Genomic DNA, 22,677 nt, shown 5'->3' on the forward strand with positions numbered 1-22,677 from the left:
CGGGAAACGCCCCCGGTACAAGGCCGGGGGCGTTCCACGTCGGAGATCAGACCGCTGCGAGCTCGTGCTGCCGAGTGCGGATCGAACGGTTCACACCCGACACGATCGCCTTGAGCGACGCCGTCGAGATATCGCCGTCGATACCGACACCCCACAGCCGCTGGTCGCCGACCTGCAACTCGACGTAGGCCGCGGCCTGCGCGTCGCCGCCCGCGCTGAGAGCGTGCTCGACATAGTCGTACACCGTGATGTCGAAGCCCTGGCCGCGCAACACCTCGACGAAGGCGGCCACAGGTCCGTTGCCGTTCCCCGACACGGCCACCTGTTCGTCATCGTCACGCAGGACGACATCGAGCACGACGTCACCCGACATGTCGCTGCGGGTTTGCGTGGCGAGCAGCTCGAAGCGCCCCCACTTGGCCGTCGAGTCATCGGCAGGCAGATACTCGTCGTTGAAGATCGACCAGATCTGGTCGGACGTGACTTCACCGCCTTCGGCATCGGTCTTGGCCTGCACGACCCCCGAGAACTCGATCTGCAGCTTGCGCGGCAGGTCGATCGCGTGGTCCGACTTCAGCAGGTAGGCGACTCCGCCCTTGCCGGACTGCGAATTGACGCGGATGACCGCCTCGTACGAACGTCCGAGGTCCTTCGGGTCGACCGGCAGATAAGGAACGGCCCACTCGATCTCGTCGACCGTGACGCCCTCGGCGGTCGCCCGCGCCTCCATCGCCTCGAAGCCCTTCTTGATCGCATCCTGGTGCGATCCGCTGAAGGCGGTGAAGACCAGGTCGCCGGCCCACGGGCTGCGCTCCGGCACGGGGAGCTGGTTGCAGTATTCGACCGTGCGCTTGACCTGGTCGATGTCGCTGAAGTCGATCTGCGGGTCGATGCCCTGCGTGAAGAGGTTGATGCCCAGAGCCACGATGTCGACGTTGCCCGTGCGCTCGCCGTTGCCGAACAGGCATCCCTCGATGCGGTCGGCACCCGCCATGTAGCCGAGCTCCGCGGCCGCGATCGCGGTGCCGCGGTCATTATGCGGGTGCAGGGAGAGGATGACGTTCTCGCGGTGGTTCAGGTGCCGGCTCATCCACTCGATGGAGTCGGCGTAGACGTTCGGAGAAGCCATCTCGACGGTGGCCGGCAGGTTGATGATCACCTTGCGGTCCGCCGTCGGCTCGAACACCTCGATGACCTGGTTGCAGATGTCGACCGCGAACTCGAGCTCAGTACCCGTGTAGCTCTCGGGCGAGTACTCGTAGTACACCTTCGTGTCGGGGATCGTCTTCTCGAACTTCCGACACAGGCGCGCTCCTTCGAGCGCGATGTCGATGATGCCCTGCTTGTCGGTGCGGAAGACGACCTCGCGCTGCAGCACGCTCGTGGAGTTGTAGAGATGCACGATGGCCTGCTTCGCACCGGCGATCGACTCGTAGGTGCGCTCGATGAGGTGCTCGCGGGCCTGGGTCAGCACCTGGATGGTCACGTCGTCCGGGATCAGGTTCTCTTCGATGAGCTGACGGACGAAATCGAAGTCGGTCTGGCTCGCCGACGGGAAACCGACCTCGATCTCCTTGTAGCCCATGCTCACGAGCAGCTCGAACATGACCCGCTTGCGCTCCGGCGACATCGGGTCGATCAGAGCCTGGTTGCCGTCGCGGAGGTCGACGGCGCACCAGCGGGGAGCCTCGGTGATTCGGGCGTCCGGCCAGGTGCGGTCGGGCAGGTGGACGTTGATCTGCTCGTGGAACGGCCGATACTTGTGGATCGGCATCGCGGACGGGCGCTGAGTGTTCTGCATGATGGGGCTTCTTCTCTTCGTCAAAATGAACGGGCCAACACAAGCGCCGCGACGAGGGAGGCCCTAGCTTGAGGACTCGTCGCGGCAGCTAAGAAGAAGCAGACCGCCGAAAGGCATGTCGTCATGCTAGCAGGGAACACGCCTCCACTTCGACGAATCTGAGACGATTGCGCGCCGCGCGACACTTCCCGCACATGAGCACATCGCTACGTCCTCTGGCCCTCGCCGCGGTATCCGCCGTCGGTCTCCTCTTCCTCGGCGGTTGCGCGTTCGTCCCAGGACCCGCGGCGGCACCCACGAGCACCACGGTTCCGTCCGATCAACGGCTGGAAGAGGCGCACCCCGCGCCGCCGGAGGGGCGTGTGGTCGGGGTGGGCATGGTGCTGGACGCGAGCGGGGACGTGCAGTTGTGCCTGGGGGCGATCATGGAGTCCTACCTGCCGCAGTGCCACGGCGTGCCGTTGGACGGCTGGACCTGGGACGGCGTCGAAGGCAGCAACGACAGCGGCGAGACGACCTGGGGCGACTATGCGGTGTACGCCACCTACGACGGCGAGCGACTCACCCTGACCGATCCGCCGATCATGGCCGCACTGTACGACTCGATCGCTCCGGAGGATCCGACGGGAGGAGTCGACGGCGCGACTCCCGAGGATGAGCTCGCACGGGTCCAAGACGACATCGCGGCACGCCTCGGCACGGAAGCGGTCACGGTCGGGACGGATCGCGGATATGTCTGGGTACAGGTCGTCTGGGATGACGGCGCGATCCAGGAAGCGATGGACGCCGAGTACGGAGAAGGAGTGGTGGTCGTCAGCTCCGCACTTCGCGAGACCGACTGACCTCCGGGATCAGAGCCAGCTTCCCTCCGGGATGTCCCGTCGCCAGGAGGCGGTGGGCGTCTTGGGCTCCCTCGAGCGGGAAGGTCTGCGCGAGGGGCACCACGAGGTCGCCGTTCTGGGCCAGCGCGATCAGCTCCCCCCGCACCTCGTCGCGGAAGCGGGCACTGGCCGGCTGGGAACCCGCGATCGCGAGGAACCCAGCGGCCTCGGCGCGACCGGGGGCCGCGATCGTGACGATGCGGCGAGGGGCGGACACGAGAGCGAGCGACACGTCCACGGCCTCGTCCGTACCGACAGCATCGAGTGCCGCCGAGATGGGCCCCGCCGCCACCTCCCTCACGCGATCGGCGAGCCCCGTGCCGTAGCGGACAGGTATGCCGCCGAATCGGGTCACCTCATCGAAGCGGTTCTCGCTCGCCGTACCGATCACACGGATGCCTCGCAGCCGGGCCTGTTGCAAGACGCTCACCCCGACCGCGCCTGAGGCACCGTGGAGGAGGATGGTCTCCCCTGGCGTCGCCCCGGTGACCGCGAGCATCTCGGCGGCCGTGGTGCCCACGAGCAGCAGGTTCGCCGCCTCCGGATGCGAGAGGGTCGACGGTTTCGCGAACACCTTCTCTGCGGGAACGGTGAGTGCCGTCGCGTATCCGCCCCGCACCCGGAAAGCCACGACCTCATCGCCCTCCGACACGGTCCCGGAGCCGATCCGCGTGTCCGGTCCGATCGCGATGATCTCACCGGAGACCTCGTAGCCGATCGGGACCGGAAGAGCGGAGTCAGACCTCGCCGCGGCGACGTGTTTCGCGTCGGCCGGGTTCACCCCCGCGGCGCGCACACGGATCGTCACCTCACCCGCCGTCGGCGGCGGAAGGCTGACGTCGGTGAACGCCCATGCCTCGGGCGAGCCCCACGACGTGGCGACCCAATGTCGTGCTTCGAGGAGCTTCTTCGACGTCGACATCGGCGGACTCGCTCAGGCGGCGCAGCGAAGGTTGTTCACGGTACCGGACACGTTCGCCCAGTTTCCGGCACTCACCGTCTTCAACACGGTGGCACCGTTGCGTGCCTGGACATATCCGGCACTGCGCGCATTCGCCACGGACCGCACGGTGAAGCTCGGCGGCACGGTGTTGACTCCGCAGCCTCCGAACGAAAGCGAACCTCCGGCCAGGGAGAGCGCGTTGTATGCGCAGAACCTGCCGGTCGCACAGCTCCCGACGGAGCGCGCCGTCAGGTCCGATGCCGACGGCACGCTCAGAGCCATGTCCAGCGCCGGCCACACGGCGTGAGTCGCATCGACGATCACACCACCGGGGACCTCGTCGAGTATCGCCGCGACCAGCGGGTCCACGTCATGATCATCGCGCGCCGAAGCCATGGTCGGCACCGTTGCCCACGCCAGGACGGCGCCGAACAGGACGGCCGCCAGCACGGTGCGGAGCTTCATCGGACGGTGTCCTCATCGAGGTCCCACATCCGGTAGGAGATGATGGCGCCCGCGGAGAACACCCCGTCATCCTTCAGCACCGTGCGTTCGATGCCGACGATCCGACCGGTCTCGCGCGACACCAGGACCAGGTCGCTCACGGCCTCGTCCGGTGACAGGACGCGGATGCCGGCCACCGGTCGGCCCAGTCGATCCGTCGTCGTCCCGAGAGCTTCGCCGCCGCCCGTCTCCGCGAGCAGAACGAGCAGTTCCTCGTGCTGCGCGTCGGTCAGCGTCCACTGGTCGAGCGCCGTGGTCATCGCCGTCTCCACGTCGAAGGCCGTCGGATCCTCCGGCATGCCGAACGCGCGGAGCATGGCGACCATGTCCTCGCCGGTCTCGCCGGGAACCGTCTTCCACGGGGTCTCGAAGTCGCCTTCTCCCATGATCAGATCGGTGACGACCTCGCCGCTGCTGGTGACCTCGGCCCCATTGCTGGCGACCGCGTCTTCCGGATCGTACGGAACACCCGCGATGATGATCATCCGTCCGGAGCCGTCGGGCTCCCAGGTAAGCGTCGACAGTTGGGGGACGACGGTCGTGGTCTTGGTGTCGACCTCGACCGAGAATCCCCACGAGGCCGTCCTGACCGTGCGCGAAGGAATCGAAGGTCCCGTCGAGTTCGCGAGGGCGACGCCCGCCTCATCGACGATCTGGGCGACGGTCGACGAGCCGCTGAAGTCGAGCGGCGACGGCGTTCCGGCGACGGCGGCACCCTGCGGTGCGAAGACGGCGAACGCCAGAGCCGCGGACGCCGCGACCGCGGTGAGACCGCCGGCCCACCCGAGCGTGCGCGCGCGACGTCGTTTCGGAGCACGCGTCGTGCGGAGGATGCGATCGCGGGTCGCGAGTGCCCGTACATCCGGCGACGCGTCACGAGGCGTGGAAGCAGGGTCGGCGTCGGTCAGCATGCGCTCGAGCACCGCGTTCTGCGTGATCACCCGTCATCACCCCCTCCCAGGCCCAGCTCCGCACGCAGGCGATCCTGTGCTCGGCTCAGCCTCTTCCGCACGCGGAACTCGGAAGCGCGCAACAACTGCGCGATCTCCCCCACCGCGAGTCCATCCCAGTACGTCAGCATGATGATACGCCGTTGTTCCTGAGTGAGGACACCCAAAGCACGGATGACTTCGAAACGACCCTGTCGGCCGGATTCCTCGTCCTCCCCGAAGACCCCCTGATGCACGGCCTCGAGCGCACTGTGCGGCATCGACTTCGGTCCGACACGCGCACGCAGGTGCCGGTCGGCGACGCGGAGCAACCAGACCCGGCCGGGTGGACGAGCAGGCCGGAGCCGGGTCCACGCGCTCAGGAAGACCTCCGAGACGATCTCGGTGACTTCCTGGTCATCCGCGACGACACCTTCGATGTGGTGCCGCACAGCTGCCCAGTGCTCATCGAACACTCGGATGAAGACCTCGTCGCGCAGCGGATTCGGGTCTTCGCTGCGATCGTTCATGTCGCCGGGGTCGGCGGCCTTCCCGCCGCCATCGACGTGTGACCTGCTCGCATGTCAGAAGCCGAGTCTGCCGAGTTGCTTCGGGTCGCGCTGCCACTCCTTCGCGACCTTGACATGCAGGCCCAGGAACACACGGGTGCCGAGCAGTTCCTCGATACCGCTACGGGCACGAGCTCCCACCTCGCTGAGACGCTTGCCCTTGTGACCGATGATGATCGCCTTCTGGCTATCACGTTCCACCACGATCGAGGCGTGCACGTCGGTCAGGTCGGTGCCCTCGCGCGGCGCGATGTCGTCGATCACGATCGCTATCGAGTGCGGGAGCTCGTCACGCACTCCTTCGAGCGCTGCTTCGCGGATCATCTCGGCGATGCGGTCGTCCTGGGACTCATCCGTCGTGATCCCCTCCGGATACAAGGCGGGGCCCTTCGGCATCAGCAGCAGGATCTCGTCGGAGAGCACATCAAGCTGATCGCGGGTGAGTGCCGAGAGCGGGATGACCGCTGCCCAGTCCTCGCGCAGAGCATCCACCTCGAGCAGCCTCGCGGTGATGTCGTCACGGGCCGCCGCATCGGTCTTCGTCACGATCGCGATCTTCTTCGCCCGCGGGTAGCCGTCGAGCGAAGCCGCGATCCGTCGGTCCCCCGGGCCGACCTTCTCATTGGCCGGGACGCAGAATCCGATCACGTCGACGTCACCGAGCACCTGCTCCACGAGGTCGTTCAATCGTTCGCCGAGCAACGTGCGCGGCTTGTGGATCCCCGGGGTGTCGACGATGACGAGCTGCCCTTCCGGGCGGTTCACGATGCCGCGGATGGCGCGCCGTGTCGTCTGGGGCTTCTCGCTGGTGATCGCGATCTTCTCGCCGACGAGAGCGTTCGTCAGCGTCGACTTGCCGACGTTGGGTCGACCGACGAACGTCACGAACCCGCTTCGGGTTTCCTCAGTCATCGTCTCGCTCTCCTTCATCCTGCGTCGCGACAGGTTCCCCTGCCGCCCGTTCCACGAACACCGTCGCGATCCCGCGACCACGACCACGAGATGCCCCACCCGTCAGAACCAGCCCTGCCACGGTGGCCGTCGCGCCGGGCTGCGGAACCTGCCCCAGCGCCTTGCCGAGCAAGCCGCCGATCGAGTCGACGTCTTCATCCTCGAGTTCGAGGCCGAAGAGATCGCCCACGTCTTCGAGGGAGAGACGCGCACTCACGCGGTATCGTCCGTGACCGAGATCGACGAATTCTGCGGATACCTGATCGTACTCATCCGAGATCTCTCCCACGAGTTCCTCGATCAGGTCCTCCAGCGTCACGAGCCCCGAGATTCCTCCGTGCTCGTCGATCACCAGGCACACGTGCACGGCGTCGCGCTTCATCTGCTGCAGCAGCGTCTCCGCGCGCATGGACTCCGGCACGAAGGTCGCAGGCCGTGCGATCGGCCGGATCGACGCGGCCCGCCAGGCGCTGTCATCGCGATACGCGAACTGCACGAGGTCCTTGAGATACAGAACGCCGACGACGTCATCCGCGTCATCATCCACGACCGGCATCCTCGAGACGCCGCGGTTCAGGAACAGCGACATCGCCTCGTCGGTCGTGGCGGTCGCATCGACCGTCACCATCTCGGTCCGGGGCACCATCACGGCGCGGACGAACTGATCGGTGAAATCGAACACCGAGTGGATGAGGTCGCGATCGTCTTCCTCGATGAGGTCGTTCGAGGCGGCCTCGTCGACCATGCTGAGCAGCTGATCCTCGCTGGTGAAGGAGCTGCGACCGGTGCCCGGCGTGACCCTGTTGCCCAGCACCACGAGCGCCTGGGCGAGCGGGCCGAGGATGATGCGGAGGCCGCGCACGATCGACGCGGTCCGGCGGATCATGCCTTCGGCGTGCTGGCGGCCGAAGGAGCGCGGACTCGCACCGACGAGCACGAACGTGATCGCCGTCATCAGCACGGCGGCGGCGAGCATCGCCCACCAGTTGTTGTCGATGAGGATCGTGAACGCGACCGTCACGAGGACGGCTGCGGTGACCTCCGCCAGCACGCGGATGAAGGCGACGGCGTTGACGTGCGCATCCAGATCGGCGGCGATGCGTCGCAGAGCCTTCGCTTTGCGCCCCTCATTCGCCATATCGGCGAGACCGACGCGAGAGGTGACACCGTACGCGGCATCGATCGCGGCCATGAGACCGCCGAAGGCGACCAGCAGGACGGCTCCGATGAGCAGGAGGACGGCCGTCATCGGCGGCGTTCGGACGCGGCGAAGCCCTGGATCAGCTCCTTCTGCAGTCCGAACATCTCACGCTCCTCGTCGGGTTCAGCATGATCGAAGCCGAGGAGGTGGAGCAGCCCGTGCGTGGTGAGCAGGATGAGCTCGTCCATCAGCGTGTGCTTCGCCGCCTGAGCCTGCGTCTCGGCCACCTGGGGGCACAGCACGATGTCGCCCAGCAGTCCCGGAGCGGTCGGACGGTCCTCGGTGCCGGGACGGAGCTCGTCCATCGGGAAGCTGAGCACGTCGGTGGGACCGGGCTCGTCCATCCACTGCACGTGAAGCGCCTCCATGGCACCCTCGTCCACGAGGACGATGGCGACCTCGGCATCCGGGCTGACGTGGAGCTGCGCGAGGTTGTAGTCCGTGAGCCGCTGCAGCACGGTCTCGTCGACGTCGATGGCCGACTCGTTGTTGATCTCGATCATGAGAGTCCTCGTTTCGGCATGCGGTCCCGCGGTCCGGGGCGCTGCGCCCCTCGGCGGTCGGCCCTGTTGGCGAACTCGGCGGCCTGTTCGCGTTCGAAGCGCTGGGCGGTGCGCTTCTCGTCGTACTCGCTGTACGCGTCGACGATGCGGCCGACCAACGAGTGCCGCACGACGTCGGCGCTCGTGAGCCGCGCGAAGTGGATGTCGTCGATACCGTCGAGCACACGCGTCACGAGTCGGAGACCGGACGAGCCCTGCGGGAGGTCGACCTGGGTGATGTCGCCCGTCACCACCATCCGCGTGCCGAAGCCGAGACGGGTGAGGAACATCTTCATCTGCTCGGGCGTGGTGTTCTGGGCCTCGTCGAGCACGACGAAAGAATCGTTCAGCGTGCGCCCGCGCATGTACGCGAGCGGAGCGACCTCGATGGTCCCCGTCGCCATCAGACGCGGGACGATCTCCGGGTCCATCATCTCGTTGAGGGCGTCGTACAACGGCCGCAGGTACGGGTCGATCTTGTCGGTGAGCGTGCCGGGAAGGAACCCGAGCCGCTCCCCCGCCTCGACCGCGGGGCGCGTGAGGATGATCCGGGTGACCTCCTTGCGCTGCAGCGCCTGAACGGCCTTCGCCATCGCGAGGTAGGTCTTGCCGGTACCAGCAGGGCCGATGCCGAAGACGACCGTGTTCTCCTCGATCGCGTCGACGTACTCCTTCTGGCCGAGGGTCTTCGGACGGATCACCTTGCCGCGCGTCGTCAGGATCGCCTCACCGAGCACCTCGCTGGGACGCGGTCCCCCCTCCTGACGCAGCATGCGTGCGGAACTGGAGACGTCGCTCGGAGCCAGATCGTGCCCGGCCCGGGTCATCGCGAGCAGCTCCTCCACGAGCGTCTTCGCCTTCCCGACCGCGTCGGTGTCACCGCCGAGGGTGATCTCGTTCCCGCGGACGAGCACCTGGACGTCAGGATGCTCCCTCTCGAGCATCCTGAGCAGACGGTCCTGCGGGCCGAGCAGCTGCACCATGGCGACCCCGTCGGCATAGATCGTCTCGACGGACTCGGGAGGCCGGCCGCCCAGGCTGCGCTCCTGCGGTTCGTGATTCTCAGGCACCGACACTCTTCTCAGTCAATCCTCCGGCCAGCACATGCGCATGGACGTGGAAAACGGTCTGTCCGGCACCGGCGCCGGTGTTGAAGACGAGGCGGAAGTCGCCGTCGTCGCTGTGCTCCGCAGCCAACTCCGTGGCGAACGCGACCATCTCGGCCAGGAGCGACGGGTCTCCGGCAGCAAGCTCGGTGACGTCGCGGTAGTCGGCGGACTTGGGTACGACGAGCAGGTGCACGGGAGCCTGCGGAGCGATGTCCCGCAGCGCGAAGACCCGCTCCGTCTCCCCGAGGATCTCGGCAGGGATCTCCCCGTTCAGAATGCGCGTGAAGATCGAGGGTTCCGTCATGTGCTCAAGTCTACTGATCGCGGCATGCCCGCTCCCTGCCGCCTCGGCGCCGGAGGTCACCAGCGTCCGAGGGTCACGGAGAGCACGGCGATCGCGGCCGGACCTGCCGTCGATGTGCGCAGCACCGTGTCGCCGAGACGCACGCGCTCGGCACCCGCCTCGGTGAGCCGGTCGAGTTCCTCGTCCGAGATCCCGCCTTCCGGCCCCACCACCAGCATCAGATCGCGGCCATCGGCTTCGATCTCCGACAGGCGCACCGCCGCAGTGGGGTCGAGCACGAGGAGACGCTGTGAGCTCGCACGTTCGGCGAGTCGTCTCGTCGACACCGGCGCGACGACGTCCGGAAGCCACGCGCGGTGGGCCTGCTTGGCGGCTTCGCGGACGATGGTCGCCCACCGCTCGCGGCCCTTCACCGCCTTCGGCCCTTCCCAGCGGGAGACACTGCGCGCTGCCTGCCAGGGCACGATCTCGTCGACTCCGAGCTCGCAGGCCGCCTGCACGGCGAGCTCGTCCCGGTCGCCCTTCGCCAGCGCCTGGACGAGGGTGATCCGCGGAGACGGAGCCGGGTGCTCTGAGCGCCGGGCGATTCGCACCTCCACGCGTGTCGGGGAAACCTCCTCCGCTGCACCGGTCAGCCACACTCCTGCTCCGTCGCCGACGGTTACCTCTTCACCGACCCGAAGTCGACGGACGACGGCCGCGTGCTTCGCCTCGGCCCCGGTCAAGGAGACGACATCGCCGGCGACCGCGTCCGATGCCGACTCGACCACGAAGTGCAGCGCCATGATCAGTGGCTGCGGAAGCGATCGCGGAGCTTCGAGAAGAGGCCCTGCTGGAACTGCGCGAGCTGGGGGTCCGGGGCCTTGGTCTTCTTCGCGAAGTCCTCGATGAGAGCCCGCTGCGCCGAATCGAGCCTGGTCGGGGTGAGCACCTGGACGCCGACGCGCAGATCACCGCGCTGCGTGCCACGGAGCGGGGTGATGCCTCGCCCCTTGATGGTCAGCACGTCACCGGACTGCACGCCGGCCCGGATCTCGAGATCGACCTCACCATCCAGTCCCTGGATCGTGGTCTCGGTGCCGAGGATCGCGTCGGTCATCGACACTTCGAGCGTCGCGAGCAGGTCATCGCCGTCACGGCTGAACGCCGGGTGGGCGTTGACCGTCACCTCGACGTACAGATCTCCGTTCGGACCGCCCGCCTTGCCGACCTCCCCGGAACCGGGGAGCTGGAGGCGGAGTCCGGTCTCGACGCCGGCCGGGATGTCGAGGGAGACCGTCCGACGCGAGCGCACGCGTCCCTGCCCGCCGCAGGTGCCGCACGGATGCGGGATGGTGGTGCCGTACCCCTCGCAGGTGCCGCACGGCTGGGAGGTCACGACGTTGCCGAGGAGGCTCCGCACCTGTCGCTGCACGTGCCCCGAGCCACCGCAGATGTCGCACGTGACGGGCGAGGTGCCCTCCTGGCAGCAGGACCCCTGACAGGTCTCGCACAGCACGGCCGTATCGACCTCGATGTCGCGATGCGCGCCGAACACCACATCGCCCAGGTCGAGGGACACCCGCACGAGTGCGTCCTGCCCGCGCTCCCGACGCGAACGCGGACGCGCGCCGCGTCCACCGCCCTGCGACGCGCCGAAGAACGTCTCGAAGATGTCCCCGAAGCCGCCGAAGCCGCCGAAGTTGCCGGCAGCGCCGTCCCCGCCGCCCATGTCGTAGCGGCGACGCGAGTCGTCATCGCTGAGGACGTCGTACGCGTGGGTGACGAGCTTGAAGCGCTCCGCTGCGTCTTCACCGGGATTCACATCCGGGTGCAGCTGTCGCGCAAGACGTCGATACGCCTTCTTGATCTCGTCGGTGGAAGCGTCCCGGGACACCCCGAGAACCTCATAGTGGTCCGCCACAATCGCCTTTCTGCGTGTGTTCTCTCGGCGGCCGCGTTAGCGGCCGGCCTCGTCTTCGTCGAGCATCCGCGACAGGTAGCGGGCTACGGCCCGTGCTGCGGCGAGGTTGCTCGGGTAGTCCATGCGCGTCGGCCCCATGACGCCGACTCGCGCCGTACCGCTGGGGGCGGCGTAGTTGCTGGCGACGATCGATGCCTCACCGAGGCCGAACGGCGCGTTCTCCGTGCCGATGCTGGCCGCGAGTCCGTGCTCGTCGGTCACCATCTCGCTCATCAGCCGCAGCAGCGTCACCTGCTCCTCGATCGCTTCGAGAAGCGGATGGATGCTTCCACGGAAGTCCTGTTCTCGACGTGCGAGGGTGGCGGCACCCGCCATCACCAGACGCTCCTGCCGGAACCCGCCGAGTTCATCCATCACGACACCGGCGATCGAGCGCAGCACGCGATCCTTGGCCACTTCATCCGCCGCGAGCAGCCCCTGAAGCCGATCGGATGCCTCCCCGATGCCCTGCCCCGTGATCAGCGCGGACAGGCGCGCCCGCAGCACCGCCATCTCGGCCTCGTCGATCGCCTCCGGCAGCATGGCCACACGCTGCGACACTCCCCCGGCGTCGGTGACGAGGACGATCAGGAGCCGATTGGGCGCCAGCGCGACGAGCTCCACGTGCGTGACGTGTGCGCGGGCGAACGAGGGGTACTGCGCGAGTGCGACCTGGCCGGTGAGCTGGGTCAGCACCCGGACCGTGCGCACCATGAGGTCGTCGAGGTCGGCCGGCTCGCCGAGGAACGACTCGATGGCGGACCGCTGCGCCGAGGAGAGCGGTCGCAGCTGCGCGAGATGATTCACGAAGACGCGATAGCCCTTGTCGGTGGGCACCCGCCCCGAAGACGTGTGCGGCGCCGTGATGAGTTCTTCGTCTTCGAGCAGCGCCATGTCGTTGCGGATGGTCGCCGCGGAGACCCCGAAGGAGTGGCGGTCCACGATGGAACGGCTGCCGACGGGTTCGTGGGTCTCGACGTAGTCCTGCACGATCGCGCGGAGAACCTGGAGTCCTCGCTCTGTGACCATCGCCTTCCCTTCCGCTGGCACTCGGACGTTCAGAGTGCCAATCCTACCCCGTACAGCTCGGTGATCTCCGTACTGCAGACGCACAACCCTAGGATGACGCTCATGACCACCTCAGCCCAGGCCACCCTGTCGCGCGGCATCGTCCGCGGCACCGAGGAGGGCGGGGTCGTCCGCTACCTCGGCATTCCCTATGCGCAGGCGCCGTTCGGGGCGAACCGATTCCGCGCCCCCCAGCCGGTCGATGCCTGGTCCGGCATCCGCGACGCCACCCGCATCGGCCCGACCTCACCGCAGGTGCCGTACGCGGGTCCGATCGGCGAGCTGCTGGGGTCGGTGATCCTCGACGGTGACGACATCCTGACCGCGAACGTGTGGGCTCCGACCGACGCGTCCGATGCCCCCGTGCTGCTGTGGATCCATGGCGGAGCGCTCGAGCGGGGCACCGCCGCGCTGCCGCTCTACGACGGGGCGGTGTTCGCCAGGGCGGGCATCGTCTTCGTCTCCATCAACTACCGTCTGGGTTCCGAGGGCTTCTCCGTCCTCGACGGCGCCCCCCGCAATCTCGGTCTGCGCGACGCCGCCGCGGCCGTGGAGTGGGTGCACCGCGAGATCTCGGCGTTCGGCGGGGATCCGTCGCAGATCACGGCGATGGGGGAATCGGCGGGCGGCGCGATCGTCGCGGCCTTGCTCGCCCGAGACGATTCACGCGCTCTCATCAGTCGCGCGATCATCGAGTCGGGCCCGCTCCAGGCGCAGACCCCGAAGAAGGCGGGACGTGTGACGGCGCAGCTCGCGAAGCGCCTCGGGGTCCGCGCCGATCGGGACTCGTTCGCCGCGCTCTCGCCCGCGCAGCTCCTCGACGCGAGGAGAGAACAGTCCGCAGGCTCGTCTCCGCTCGGCGGCGCACCCGGCTTCCAGATCGCGATCGATCCGGACAGCCTTCCGCGGTCCCCACACGAGGTCCTCGGCGAGATCGACACGCCGCTGCTCATCGGCAGCAACACCGACGAGTACCGATTGTGGTTCCCGCCCGAGGCGCTCGCCGGCATCGGCGAGTTCAAGCTGCAGGCCGCACGTGTCCTCTCGCGCATCCCGCGCCGCGCGGTGTCCGAGTACCGGTCCGCTTTCCCCGGAGCGAACACGGGAGAGGTCTTCGGGCAACTCGTCACCGACATGATGCTGCGCGCACCGCTGAGCCGTGTGGCATCCGCACGCCCCGAGAGCACGCACGTCTACGAATTCGCGTGGCCCAGTCCCATTCGAGACCTCCGAGCGGCGCATGCGCTCGAACTCGGCTTCGTGTTCGACCGGCTCGAAGATGAGGAGGCGCGCCGACTCGCCGGCACCGCGGCACCGGGCACACTCGCGACCGAGATGAACACAGCCTGGGTCGGGTTCGTGAGCGGCGGAGATCCGGGCTGGCCCGTGTACGGCTCCGAGCGTCGCACGCGGGTGTTCGATACGGTCAGTGCGACGGTGCCGCAGCGCCGCACCGCGGGCATGGACCTGCTTCCGGGCTGACAGCGCTCCGGCGTCAGTCGGTCAGCGCACGTACCACGGCATCTGCGAGGAGCCGCCCTCGCAGAGTCAGTTGGATGCGCCCCCGGATCGCGGCCGCAGGGTCGACGAGGCCATCGGCGATGAGGCCCGCGACCCGGCTCCGGTTCCCGGCGGGCACCTCATCGACGGCGATCCCCTCGCGGATCCGGCTGAGCAGCAGGATCCGCTCCAGCGTGCGCGACTCCACATCGGGGCGCTCGGTTCCCGCCGCCGGCGACTCGGATGCCGCGAGCCTCTGCGCGTAGGCGGCCGGGTGCTTCACGTTCCACCACCGCAGACCGGCCACGTGGCTGTGCGCACCGGGGCCGAACCCCCACCAGTCAGTCCCCCGCCAATAGGCCAGGTTGTGCCGCGAGCGTCGATCCGGAGTGCGCGCAAAGTTGCTCACCTCGTACCAATCGAAACCCCCGGCCCCGAGGCGGGCATCGGCGAGCTCGTACATGTCGGCCTGCAGGTCATCGTCCGGCGTCGGGACCTCGCCCCGACGAATCTGGCGCGCGAGCTTGGTGCCGTCCTCGATGATGAGCGCGTACGCCGAGATGTGGTCGGGCTCGAGGTCGAGTGCCGCATCGAGAGATGCCTCCCAATCCGCGAGCGACTCCCCCGGTGCACCGTAGATCAGGTCGACGCTCACCGCCAGTCCGGCGTCCTTCGCCGCAGCCACCGCGGTGCGCACGTTCTCGGGGCGGTGCGTGCGATCGAGGGCCGCGAGCACGTGGGGAACGGCGGACTGCATGCCCACCGACATCCGCGTGACGCCGGCGTCGGCGAGTGTGCGGGCGACCGCGGGGGTCACGGTGTCGGGGTTCGCCTCGACGGTCACCTCCGCCCCGTCCGCGAGGCCGAAGGCTCCGGTCGCCGCCTCGAGCATGCGGGCGAGATCTCCCGCGGGGAGGAGTGTCGGAGTGCCACCCCCGAAGAAGACCGTGTCCATCGGACGCAGTGCCCCGGCATCAGCCAGCACCCGACGGGCGAGCGCGATCTCGGAGATCAACGTCGATGCGTAGTCTTCCTGCTTCGCCCCGCGCAGCTCGGTCGAGGTGTAGGTGTTGAAGTCGCAGTAACCGCAGCGCACGGTGCAGAACGGAATGTGCAGGTAGGCGGAGAACGGGACGTTCGGGTCGATCACGATGTCGGAGGGAAGATGCCCGTCCGTCGGCGCCGGATCTCCGAGAGGGAGCGGTCCCGCCATCAGACGGGGGTCGCGTAGAGCGGCGAGATCGCCCGCAGGTAGCGCGCGAACAGCTCGCGGCGACGACGCTTCATGAGGGCGGGAATCGTCCGGTAGATGAGGGCGTTCGGTGCGTCGAACGCTCGCACGGTGAACCACACCTCGTCGTTGTCCTCACGCCAGTCGACGTCGAACGACTCCTCACCGCTGACGACGGACCCGCCGACGGTGCCGAGGACGAATCCGATGCGCCGGGTCTCTTCCGTGACCGAGATCACGCGGAGCTCGGCGTCGGCGCGCATCCCCGCGACTCGTCCGCGCAGGTGCAACGTCATCCCTGCACCGACGAACGGCATGCCCTCGGCGTCGTAGCGGGGCTCGACATCGCGCTTGCTCGGGGCGATCGGATTCCCCTCGGCGTCGAAGCTCACGCCCGCGTATGCGGGTCCGGGTGCCGGCCGCACGTCTTCGACCGAGAGCCCGGCAGCGCGCTGCGCCGTCCAGGACAGGAGAGCTTCCCCGGCGGTCTGGAACCGCTCGACGCCGCTGCCGATCCGCCAGGATTCCTCCGCCGGGATGCTGCGCTCCGGCGGGTAGTGCATCAGATCGGGCGCATGGGTCGCACCCACGGCCGCATAGTCCACCGTGTCGTCTCGGAAAGTCCCGCGCCGCATGACCTCCACCCTACTTCGCGTTGCCTGAGCGAACACCCCCACGCGCCGCACGAGGTCACATGCCGGCTCCGAACCGCTCAGCGCGGGCTCTCCGCCTCCGCTGCCCTGGCCGCCTCCTGGACGATCCGGACGTACTCGGCGTGGGTCGAGCGCTGCATCCTCCGCAGCGCAGGCGCGAGCATCCGCCAGAACCAGGTCGAAGGGCGCGAGACGGACCGGGCGGTGAACACGCCCCGCTCGTCGATCCGGAACGACTCCTCGCCGTAGATCGGATGCCCCGGACGGGTCTCGTAACCGAAACCACTCGCGTCGGCCCAGACGACGCGCACGGGCTCCGCGAGGCGGATGCCGAAGACACGCTTGGCGAGCACGCCCTCGAGTTCAGGCATCGGTGCACCCGCAGGTGTCTCGAAACCCGCGCGCCGCTTGAACTCCCACGTGCTCACCAGCGCCGCGACCGCGTCGCGTACCGCCGGTGCCACGGTGGTCGAGTTCTCCTCGCCGAGCATGCCCTCGGGCACGGCGACGAGCGGATGACGCGTCATCCCCCGCGGATACGCGGGCAGCGGCACGACTACTTCTTGTCCTTGCCTTCGACGTCTCCCGAGAGCGCGGCGATGAACGCCTCCTGGGGGACCTCGACGCGGCCGACCATCTTCATGCGCTTCTTGCCCTCCTTCTGCTTCTCGAGGAGCTTGCGCTTACGGGTGATGTCGCCGCCGTAGCACTTCGCCAGCACGTCCTTGCGGATCGCCCGGATGGTCTCACGGGCGATGATGCGCGCGCCGATCGCCGCCTGGATCGGGACCTCGAACTGCTGACGAGGGATGAGCTTGCGCAGGCGCTCGGCCATCATCGTGCCGTAGGCGTAGGCCTTGTCCCGGTGGACGATCGAGCTGAAGGCGTCGACCTTCTCGCCCTGGAGGAGGATGTCGACCTTGACGAGGTCGGCTTCCTGCTGTCCGGAGGGTTCGTAGTCGAGAGAGGCGTAGCCCTGCGTCTTGGACTTCAGCTGGTCGAAGAAGTCGAACACGATCTCACCGAGCGGCATGTTGTAGCGCAGCTCGACACGCTCCTCGGAGAAGTACTCCATTCCGAGCAGGGTGCCGCGGCGCGACTGGCACAGCTCCATCACGGTGCCGACGTAGTCCTTCGGCAGCAGGATCGCGGCCTTCACCATGGGCTCCGAGACCGATCCGATACGCCCGTCCGGGTACTCGCTCGGGTTGGTCACGGTGACCGTCTCGCCCGTGTCGCTGGTGAGCACCTCGTAGATCACGCTGGGCGCGGTCGTGATGAGGTCGAGTCCGAACTCGCGGGCGAGGCGCTCCGTGACGATCTCCAGGTGGAGCAGACCGAGGAAACCACAGCGGAAACCGAAACCGAGCGCGACCGAGGTCTCGGGCTCGTACTGGAGCGAGGCGTCCGAGAGCTTGAGCTTGTCGAGAGCCTCGCGGAGTTCCGCGTAGTCACTGCCGTCGATCGGATAGATACCGGAGAAGACCATCGGCTTCGGGTCGGTGTACCCCGGCAGAGGTTCCGATGCCGGCTTCCGAGACGTGGTGATCGTGTCTCCGACCTTCGACTGGCGAACGTCCTTCACACCTGTGATCAGGTAGCCCACCTCGCCGACGCCGAGCCCCTTGGTCGGGGTCGGCTCCGGGCTCGACACGCCGACCTCGAGCGCCTCATGGTTGGCCCCGGTCGACATCATCTGGATGCGCTCGCGCGGCGAGAGGCTGCCGTCCACCATGCGCACATACGTGACGACACCGCGGTACGCGTCGTACACCGAGTCGAAGATCATCGCGCGGGCGGGCGCATCCGCGTCGCCGACCGGAGCCGGGATGTCCTGGACCAACCGGTCGAGCAGTTCCTCGACGCCGACGCCGGTCTTGCCCGAGACGCGCAGCACATCCTCGGGCTTGCCTCCGATGAGCGAGGCCAGCTCCTTCGCGTACTTCTCGGGGTCGGCGGCCGGCAGGTCGATCTTGTTCAGCACCGGGATGATGTGGAGGTCGTTCTCCAGCGCGAGGTACAGGTTCGCGAGCGTCTGCGCCTCGATTCCCTGCGCCGCGTCGACGAGCAGGATGGCTCCCTCGCAGGCGGCGAGGGAACGCGAGACCTCGTAGGTGAAGTCCACGTGGCCGGGGGTGTCGATCATGTTCAGGGCCACGGTCTGACCGTCGAGCTCCCACGGCATCCGAACCGCCTGGCTCTTGATGGTGATCCCGCGCTCGCGCTCGATGTCCATGCGGTCGAGGTACTGGGCCCGCATGTCTCGGTCCGAGACGACGCCGGTGATCTGGAGCATCCGGTCGGCGAGCGTCGACTTGCCGTGGTCGATGTGGGCAATGATGCAGAAATTGCGGATCTGCGCAGCCGGCGTCGAGGCAGGCTGGAGAGGTGTGAGAGCGCGTGGGGACATGTCCCCCCGATTCTACGGTGAGGCGATGCGAATCCCCGATTCCGGTATTCCCGGATTCCAGCATTCCGGTGATAGTCTCCCGAAGTTGCCTGGGAAATTCCGTGACACCGGATCCCGCAAGCGATAAGACTCCATCACAGACCCCGTGGCGGTTGTCGCATCGCAGAGTTCGGTGGATGGCGATTCCGTAATCCAACTGACTCAGCGTTGCGTCGGCTGATCCCGAGCGCGTCTGTAGAAGAGAAAGACTGACCCCTTGATCAAGTACCTCCTGCGCCGAACACTCGGCTGGCTGCTCATGATCGTGGTCGCGACGAACCTCACGTTCTTCCTCGCGTGGGGATTCCTCGACCCGCGCAGCAACTACGTGGGGCGACGCCCACCCCTGACGCCGGAGCAGATCGACAACGTCCTGATCCCGCGCAACCTCAGCGACACCGTGCCGCTCATGGAGCGGTGGTGGAACTGGTTCAGCGGCATCCTGTTCCGCTGGGACTGGGGCACGAGCCCCACCGGGCAGTCGGTCAACGAGCAGGTCGCCTACCGCATGTGGGTCAGCGCGGAGCTCGTGCTCGGTGCGACGATCATCGCCGCCGTGCTCGGCATCTGGCTGGGTGTCTACACCGCGTCCCGCCAGTACAAGCTCGCCGACCGCATCGGGCAGGCGACCTCGATCATCACGATGAACCTGAACATCATCGTCGCCGGTCTCGGTGTCGTTCTTCTCGCGATCGCCCTCAACGAGTGGACAGGGGTGCGGATCTTCTACGTCACCGGCTCCTCCAGCCCGGGCGTGACCGGATTCTTCCCGACGATCATCGATGCACTCCAGCACGTCACGCTGCCGACGATCGCTCTCGTGCTGGTCGGATACGCCCAGTACCACTTCCTCCAGCGCTCGCTCCTGTTGGACAACATCAACGCGGACTACGTGCGCACCGCTCGCGCCAAAGGACTGACCAAAGCCCAGGCGGTGCGCAAGCACGCCCTCCGTACGTCGCTCATCCCGGTCGCGACCCAGGTCGCCTTCACGATCCCGACGATCTTCACCGGCGCGATCCTGACCGAGTCGATCTTCGCCTGGCAGGGCATGGGTCGCTATTTCCTCGACACCATCAACCAGAACGACATCAACGGCGTGGTGGCGGTCGCCGCGTTCGGCGCCGTGCTGACGGCGATCGGCGCGGTCCTCGCGGACATCGTCGTCGTCGTCCTCGACCCGCGAGTGAGGGTGAGCTGATATGACCACCGAAATGATCGATCCGCTGGTCGAGCCGTCCACCGAGGCAGCTCCCCGCAAGTCCCTCTCGAAGTGGACGCTCTACACGCGCCGCTACATGCGCAACAAGCCGGCCGTCGGGGGCGTCGTCGTCCTGCTCGTCCTGATCCTGTTCGCGACACTCGCCCCGGTGTTCTCCCCGTACGCCGTCAACGATATGGACTTCCTCGCGCTGAGCACGCCGCCCTCCGCAGCGCACTGGTTCGGAACGAACGGCGCCGGCAATGACACCTACACCCAGACCGCGATCGGGCTGCAGCGCTCGCTCATGATCGCAGTCACGGTGTCGGTCGGAACCACCATCCTGTCGGCCCTCGTCGGCACGGCTGCCGCCTATTTCCGCGGCTGGTTCGAACGCATCGCCCTGCTGGTCATCCACTTCATGATGGTGGTCCCCACCTTCCTGATGCTGTCGGTCATCTCGAACGAGTCCGGCGGCGTCTGGTGGGTGATCGCGCTCGTGATGATCTTCGTGACCTGGTTCTTCCCCGCACGCATCATCTGGACCATGGCTCTGTCGCTTCGCGAGCGGGAGTACGTGCAGGCGGCGCGCTACATGGGCGTCCGCGGCACACGCATCGTCCTGCGACACCTGGTCCCCAACATCGGCTCGCTGCTCGTGATCAACTTCACGCTCGGCATCGTCGCCGCCGTCACATTGGAGACCGGCCTGTCGTTCATCGGCTTCGGGGTGAAGATCCCGGATGTCTCCCTCGGATCGCTGATCGGGGAGGGCAGTACGTCGATCACGAGCTCCCCGTGGCTGTTCTACTTCCCGGCGTTGGCGCTCACGCTGCTGACCGTGTCGATGGCGTTGATCGCCGACGGCCTGCGTGACGCGCTCGACCCCACTTCGGCTGCAGGAGGCCGCGCATGAGCCCCGTACTGTCCGTCCGCGACCTCACCGTCAGCTTCGCGTCCGAAGCCGGCCGCGTCGATGCCGTTCGCGGCGTCTCCTTCGATCTGGAGGCCGGCAAGACCCTCGGCATCGTCGGTGAGTCCGGCTCCGGGAAGTCCGTCACCTCACTGGCCGTCATGGGCCTGCTCGACGAGAACGCGAAGATTTCCGGCTCGATCCTGTTCGATGGACAGGAGCTCCTCGGAAAGACCGACGCACAGCTCTCCAGGATCCGCGGCAACGGCATCTCGATGATCTTCCAGGATCCGCTGACCTCGCTGACGCCCGTGTACACGATCGGGTCCCAGTTGATCGAGGCACTCACGGTGCATCGCAACCTCAGCGTCAAGGAGGCGAACGCCCGGGCGATCGATCTTCTCAAGCTCGTGGGCATCCCCGAGCCCGAGAAGCGGATGAAGGCGTTCCCCCACGAGTTCTCCGGAGGAATGCGTCAGCGCGTGGTGATCGCGATCGCGATGGCGAACGACCCGAAGCTGATCATCGCCGACGAGCCGACGACCGCGCTCGACGTCACGATCCAGGCGCAGATCCTCGACCTGATCGACAAGGCGCAGGCCGAGACCGGCGCCGCTGTCATGATGATCACGCACGACATGGGCGTGGTGGCCCGCACCGCCGACGATGTGATGGTGATGTACGCCGGCAAGCCTGTGGAGCAGGCCCCCGTCCGCGAGCTGTTCCACCAGACGAGGATGCCGTACTCCATCGGCCTCCTCGGCGCGATCCCCCGCGTGGACAAGGCCGAGAAGGAGCCGCTCACCCCGATCGTGGGTAACCCGCCCCTCCTGATCAACCTCCCCGACGCCTGCCCCTTCGCCGACCGCTGCCCGATCGTGATGGATGCGTGCCGGACGCGTGAGCCGGAGCTCCTCCCCGTCCTGACCAGCGGAGGCGAGGCACATCGCGCTGCCTGCATCCGTTCGAACGAGATCGAGGACGGCGGCATGCTCGGCGGGCTGCCGGTGTATCCGGTCAGGGAGGCGCCGGAGAGCGAACTCACCCGCCTGCCCCGCGAGGAGCGTCCCATCACGCTCGAGGTGAAGAACCTCACCAAGACCTTCCCGTTGCTGAAGGGCGCCTTCCTCAAGCGCAAGGTCGGCGAGGTGCATGCCGTCAAGGGCATCAGCTTCGACGTCCGCGAAGGCGAGACCATGGCGATCGTGGGCGAGTCCGGGAGCGGGAAGACCACGACGCTGCTGCAGATCATGGACATGGTCAAGCAGTCCGAGGGTGACATCGTCATCGCCGGGACGAGTGTCAACGACATCCGCAGCCACAAGGTGGAGCGGGCGTTGCGGCGCGACATCCAGATCGTGTTCCAGGACCCGATGGGTGCTCTCGACCCGCGCATGACGGTCGCGGACATCATCTCCGAGCCGCTGACGGCCATCGGCACCCCGAAGGCGGAGGTGAACCGACGCGTCGGTGAGTTGATGGATCTCGTGGGCCTCAACCCGGCGCATCGCGATCGGTTCCCGCAGGCGTTCTCCGGCGGGCAGAGGCAGCGCATCGGCATCGCCCGCGCACTGTCGACGAACCCCAAGATCGTGGTGCTCGACGAGCCGGTGTCGGCGCTCGACGTGTCGATTCAGGCGGGCGTCATCAACCTCCTGGACGATCTCAAGGTCAAGCTCGGCCTGTCGTACCTCTTCGTGGCTCACGACCTCTCCGTGGTGCGTCACATCGCGGATCGGGTCGCCGTCATGTACCTGGGCGACTTCGTGGAGCACGGCGACGTGGACGACGTCTTCGACAACCCCCAGCATCCCTACACCAAGGCGCTGCTGTCCGCGATCCCGGTCCCCGACCCCGACATCGAGCGGACGCGGCAGCGGATCGTCTTCGACCCGGAGACCACCTCGGGCCTGTCGAACGTCTCCTGACCGGAGGTGGGTCACCGTCCGATAACGGTTAGGCGGCATTCACCGTCGTCCGGTATGC

At 67.4% G+C, this 22,677-nt stretch carries 22 protein-coding genes; 5 read left to right on the forward strand and 17 right to left on the reverse strand.

Features of this window, described 5'->3' with window-relative positions:
- Positions 1-46: 46 nt before the first annotated feature.
- On the reverse strand, positions 47-1,801 hold the full coding sequence (gene leuA, locus E0W80_RS02595; RefSeq protein ID WP_131491189.1) for a 2-isopropylmalate synthase: 1,755 nt from the start codon (positions 1,799-1,801) through the stop codon (positions 47-49).
- Between the two features lie 194 nt (positions 1,802-1,995).
- On the opposite strand from leuA, the gene E0W80_RS02600 reads away from it, so the two are divergent.
- The gene (locus tag E0W80_RS02600) at positions 1,996-2,643 is read left to right on the forward strand and encodes a hypothetical protein (RefSeq protein ID WP_131491190.1); all 648 of its coding nucleotides are present in this window, start codon (positions 1,996-1,998) and stop codon (positions 2,641-2,643) included.
- On the opposite strand, the gene E0W80_RS02605 is transcribed toward E0W80_RS02600, so the two are convergent.
- The 12 genes from E0W80_RS02605 to hrcA all read right to left on the reverse strand — a co-directional run bounded on the left by E0W80_RS02605 (position 2,615) and on the right by hrcA (position 12,705).
- Positions 2,615-3,604 (reverse strand): NADP-dependent oxidoreductase, encoded by a 990-nt coding sequence (locus E0W80_RS02605; RefSeq protein WP_131491191.1) that lies wholly within the window; start codon positions 3,602-3,604, stop codon positions 2,615-2,617. The two genes, E0W80_RS02600 and E0W80_RS02605, sit on opposite strands and share 29 nt — an antisense overlap.
- Before the next feature lie 12 nt (positions 3,605-3,616).
- The gene (locus E0W80_RS02610; RefSeq protein ID WP_131491192.1) at positions 3,617-4,090 is read right to left on the reverse strand and encodes a hypothetical protein; all 474 of its coding nucleotides are present in this window, start codon (positions 4,088-4,090) and stop codon (positions 3,617-3,619) included.
- A complete protein-coding gene (locus E0W80_RS02615; RefSeq protein WP_240740435.1) occupies positions 4,087-5,070 on the reverse strand; it encodes a hypothetical protein in 984 nt (327 codons plus the stop codon). The genes E0W80_RS02610 and E0W80_RS02615 overlap by 4 nt, the downstream gene beginning before the upstream one ends.
- Entirely contained in the window at positions 5,067-5,588 is a 522-nt protein-coding gene (locus tag E0W80_RS02620; protein WP_131491193.1) for a sigma-70 family RNA polymerase sigma factor, read from the reverse strand. Before E0W80_RS02620 ends, E0W80_RS02615 begins: the two co-directional genes overlap by 4 nt.
- 54 nt (positions 5,589-5,642) lie before the next feature.
- Entirely contained in the window at positions 5,643-6,539 is an 897-nt protein-coding gene (gene era, locus E0W80_RS02625; RefSeq protein ID WP_240740436.1) for a GTPase Era, read from the reverse strand.
- Positions 6,532-7,827 carry a hemolysin family protein gene (locus tag E0W80_RS02630; RefSeq protein ID WP_047519951.1) on the reverse strand — a complete coding sequence of 432 codons (1,296 nt, stop codon included), beginning with the start codon at positions 7,825-7,827 and terminating at the stop codon, positions 6,532-6,534. The genes era and E0W80_RS02630 overlap by 8 nt, the downstream gene beginning before the upstream one ends.
- Positions 7,824-8,282 (reverse strand): rRNA maturation RNase YbeY, encoded by a 459-nt coding sequence (ybeY, locus tag E0W80_RS02635; RefSeq protein ID WP_047519949.1) that lies wholly within the window; start codon positions 8,280-8,282, stop codon positions 7,824-7,826. Before ybeY ends, E0W80_RS02630 begins: the two co-directional genes overlap by 4 nt.
- On the reverse strand, positions 8,279-9,304 hold the full coding sequence (locus E0W80_RS02640; RefSeq protein ID WP_131491356.1) for a PhoH family protein: 1,026 nt from the start codon (positions 9,302-9,304) through the stop codon (positions 8,279-8,281). The genes ybeY and E0W80_RS02640 overlap by 4 nt, the downstream gene beginning before the upstream one ends.
- 79 nt (positions 9,305-9,383) lie before the next feature.
- Complete coding sequence (locus tag E0W80_RS02645) at positions 9,384-9,734, reverse strand: histidine triad nucleotide-binding protein (protein WP_047519947.1); 351 nt, start codon at positions 9,732-9,734, stop codon at positions 9,384-9,386.
- Positions 9,735-9,790: 56 nt separating this feature from the next.
- Positions 9,791-10,519, reverse strand: a complete 729-nt coding sequence (locus E0W80_RS02650) for a 16S rRNA (uracil(1498)-N(3))-methyltransferase (RefSeq protein WP_131491195.1) — start codon at positions 10,517-10,519, stop codon at positions 9,791-9,793.
- A 2-nt stretch (positions 10,520-10,521) separates the two neighbouring features.
- A complete protein-coding gene (gene dnaJ / locus E0W80_RS02655; RefSeq protein ID WP_131491196.1) occupies positions 10,522-11,637 on the reverse strand; it encodes a molecular chaperone DnaJ in 1,116 nt (371 codons plus the stop codon).
- Between the two features lie 36 nt (positions 11,638-11,673).
- The gene (gene hrcA / locus E0W80_RS02660; protein WP_047519941.1) at positions 11,674-12,705 is read right to left on the reverse strand and encodes a heat-inducible transcriptional repressor HrcA; all 1,032 of its coding nucleotides are present in this window, start codon (positions 12,703-12,705) and stop codon (positions 11,674-11,676) included.
- 102 nt (positions 12,706-12,807) lie between these two features.
- Here hrcA and E0W80_RS02665 point away from each other — a divergent pair, with 102 nt between their 5' ends.
- Positions 12,808-14,226 (forward strand): carboxylesterase family protein, encoded by a 1,419-nt coding sequence (locus E0W80_RS02665; protein ID WP_240740437.1) that lies wholly within the window; start codon positions 12,808-12,810, stop codon positions 14,224-14,226.
- 13 nt (positions 14,227-14,239) lie between these two features.
- Here the strand turns inward: E0W80_RS02665 and hemW are convergent, their stop codons facing one another.
- From hemW to lepA, 4 genes are all read right to left on the reverse strand, one after another.
- A complete protein-coding gene (gene hemW, locus E0W80_RS02670) occupies positions 14,240-15,457 on the reverse strand; it encodes a radical SAM family heme chaperone HemW (protein ID WP_131491198.1) in 1,218 nt (405 codons plus the stop codon).
- Entirely contained in the window at positions 15,457-16,110 is a 654-nt protein-coding gene (locus E0W80_RS02675; protein WP_047519935.1) for a DUF1990 family protein, read from the reverse strand. The genes hemW and E0W80_RS02675 overlap by 1 nt, the downstream gene beginning before the upstream one ends.
- Positions 16,111-16,187: 77 nt before the next feature.
- Complete coding sequence (locus tag E0W80_RS02680; protein WP_205802292.1) at positions 16,188-16,682, reverse strand: DUF1990 family protein; 495 nt, start codon at positions 16,680-16,682, stop codon at positions 16,188-16,190.
- 2 nt (positions 16,683-16,684) lie between these two features.
- Positions 16,685-18,538: a translation elongation factor 4 gene (gene lepA / locus E0W80_RS02685; protein WP_047519933.1), complete on the reverse strand. Its 1,854-nt coding sequence runs from the start codon at positions 18,536-18,538 to the stop codon at positions 16,685-16,687.
- A 256-nt stretch (positions 18,539-18,794) separates the two neighbouring features.
- Between lepA and E0W80_RS02690 the strand changes: the two genes are divergently transcribed.
- The 3 genes from E0W80_RS02690 to E0W80_RS02700 are packed head-to-tail and all read left to right on the forward strand — an operon-like array spanning position 18,795 to position 22,619.
- Complete coding sequence (locus E0W80_RS02690) at positions 18,795-19,778, forward strand: ABC transporter permease (RefSeq protein WP_131491199.1); 984 nt, start codon at positions 18,795-18,797, stop codon at positions 19,776-19,778.
- Position 19,779: 1 nt separating this feature from the next.
- Positions 19,780-20,694, forward strand: coding sequence for an ABC transporter permease (locus E0W80_RS02695; RefSeq protein WP_240740438.1), 915 nt, complete (start codon positions 19,780-19,782; stop codon positions 20,692-20,694).
- Positions 20,691-22,619, forward strand: a complete 1,929-nt coding sequence (locus E0W80_RS02700; protein ID WP_131491200.1) for an ABC transporter ATP-binding protein — start codon at positions 20,691-20,693, stop codon at positions 22,617-22,619. Before E0W80_RS02695 ends, E0W80_RS02700 begins: the two co-directional genes overlap by 4 nt.
- The last annotated feature ends 58 nt before the right edge of the window (positions 22,620-22,677 follow it).

Source organism: Microbacterium sp. PI-1 (assembly GCF_004337555.1).
In the GTDB taxonomy this organism is placed as follows: domain Bacteria; phylum Actinomycetota; class Actinomycetes; order Actinomycetales; family Microbacteriaceae; genus Microbacterium; species Microbacterium aurugineum.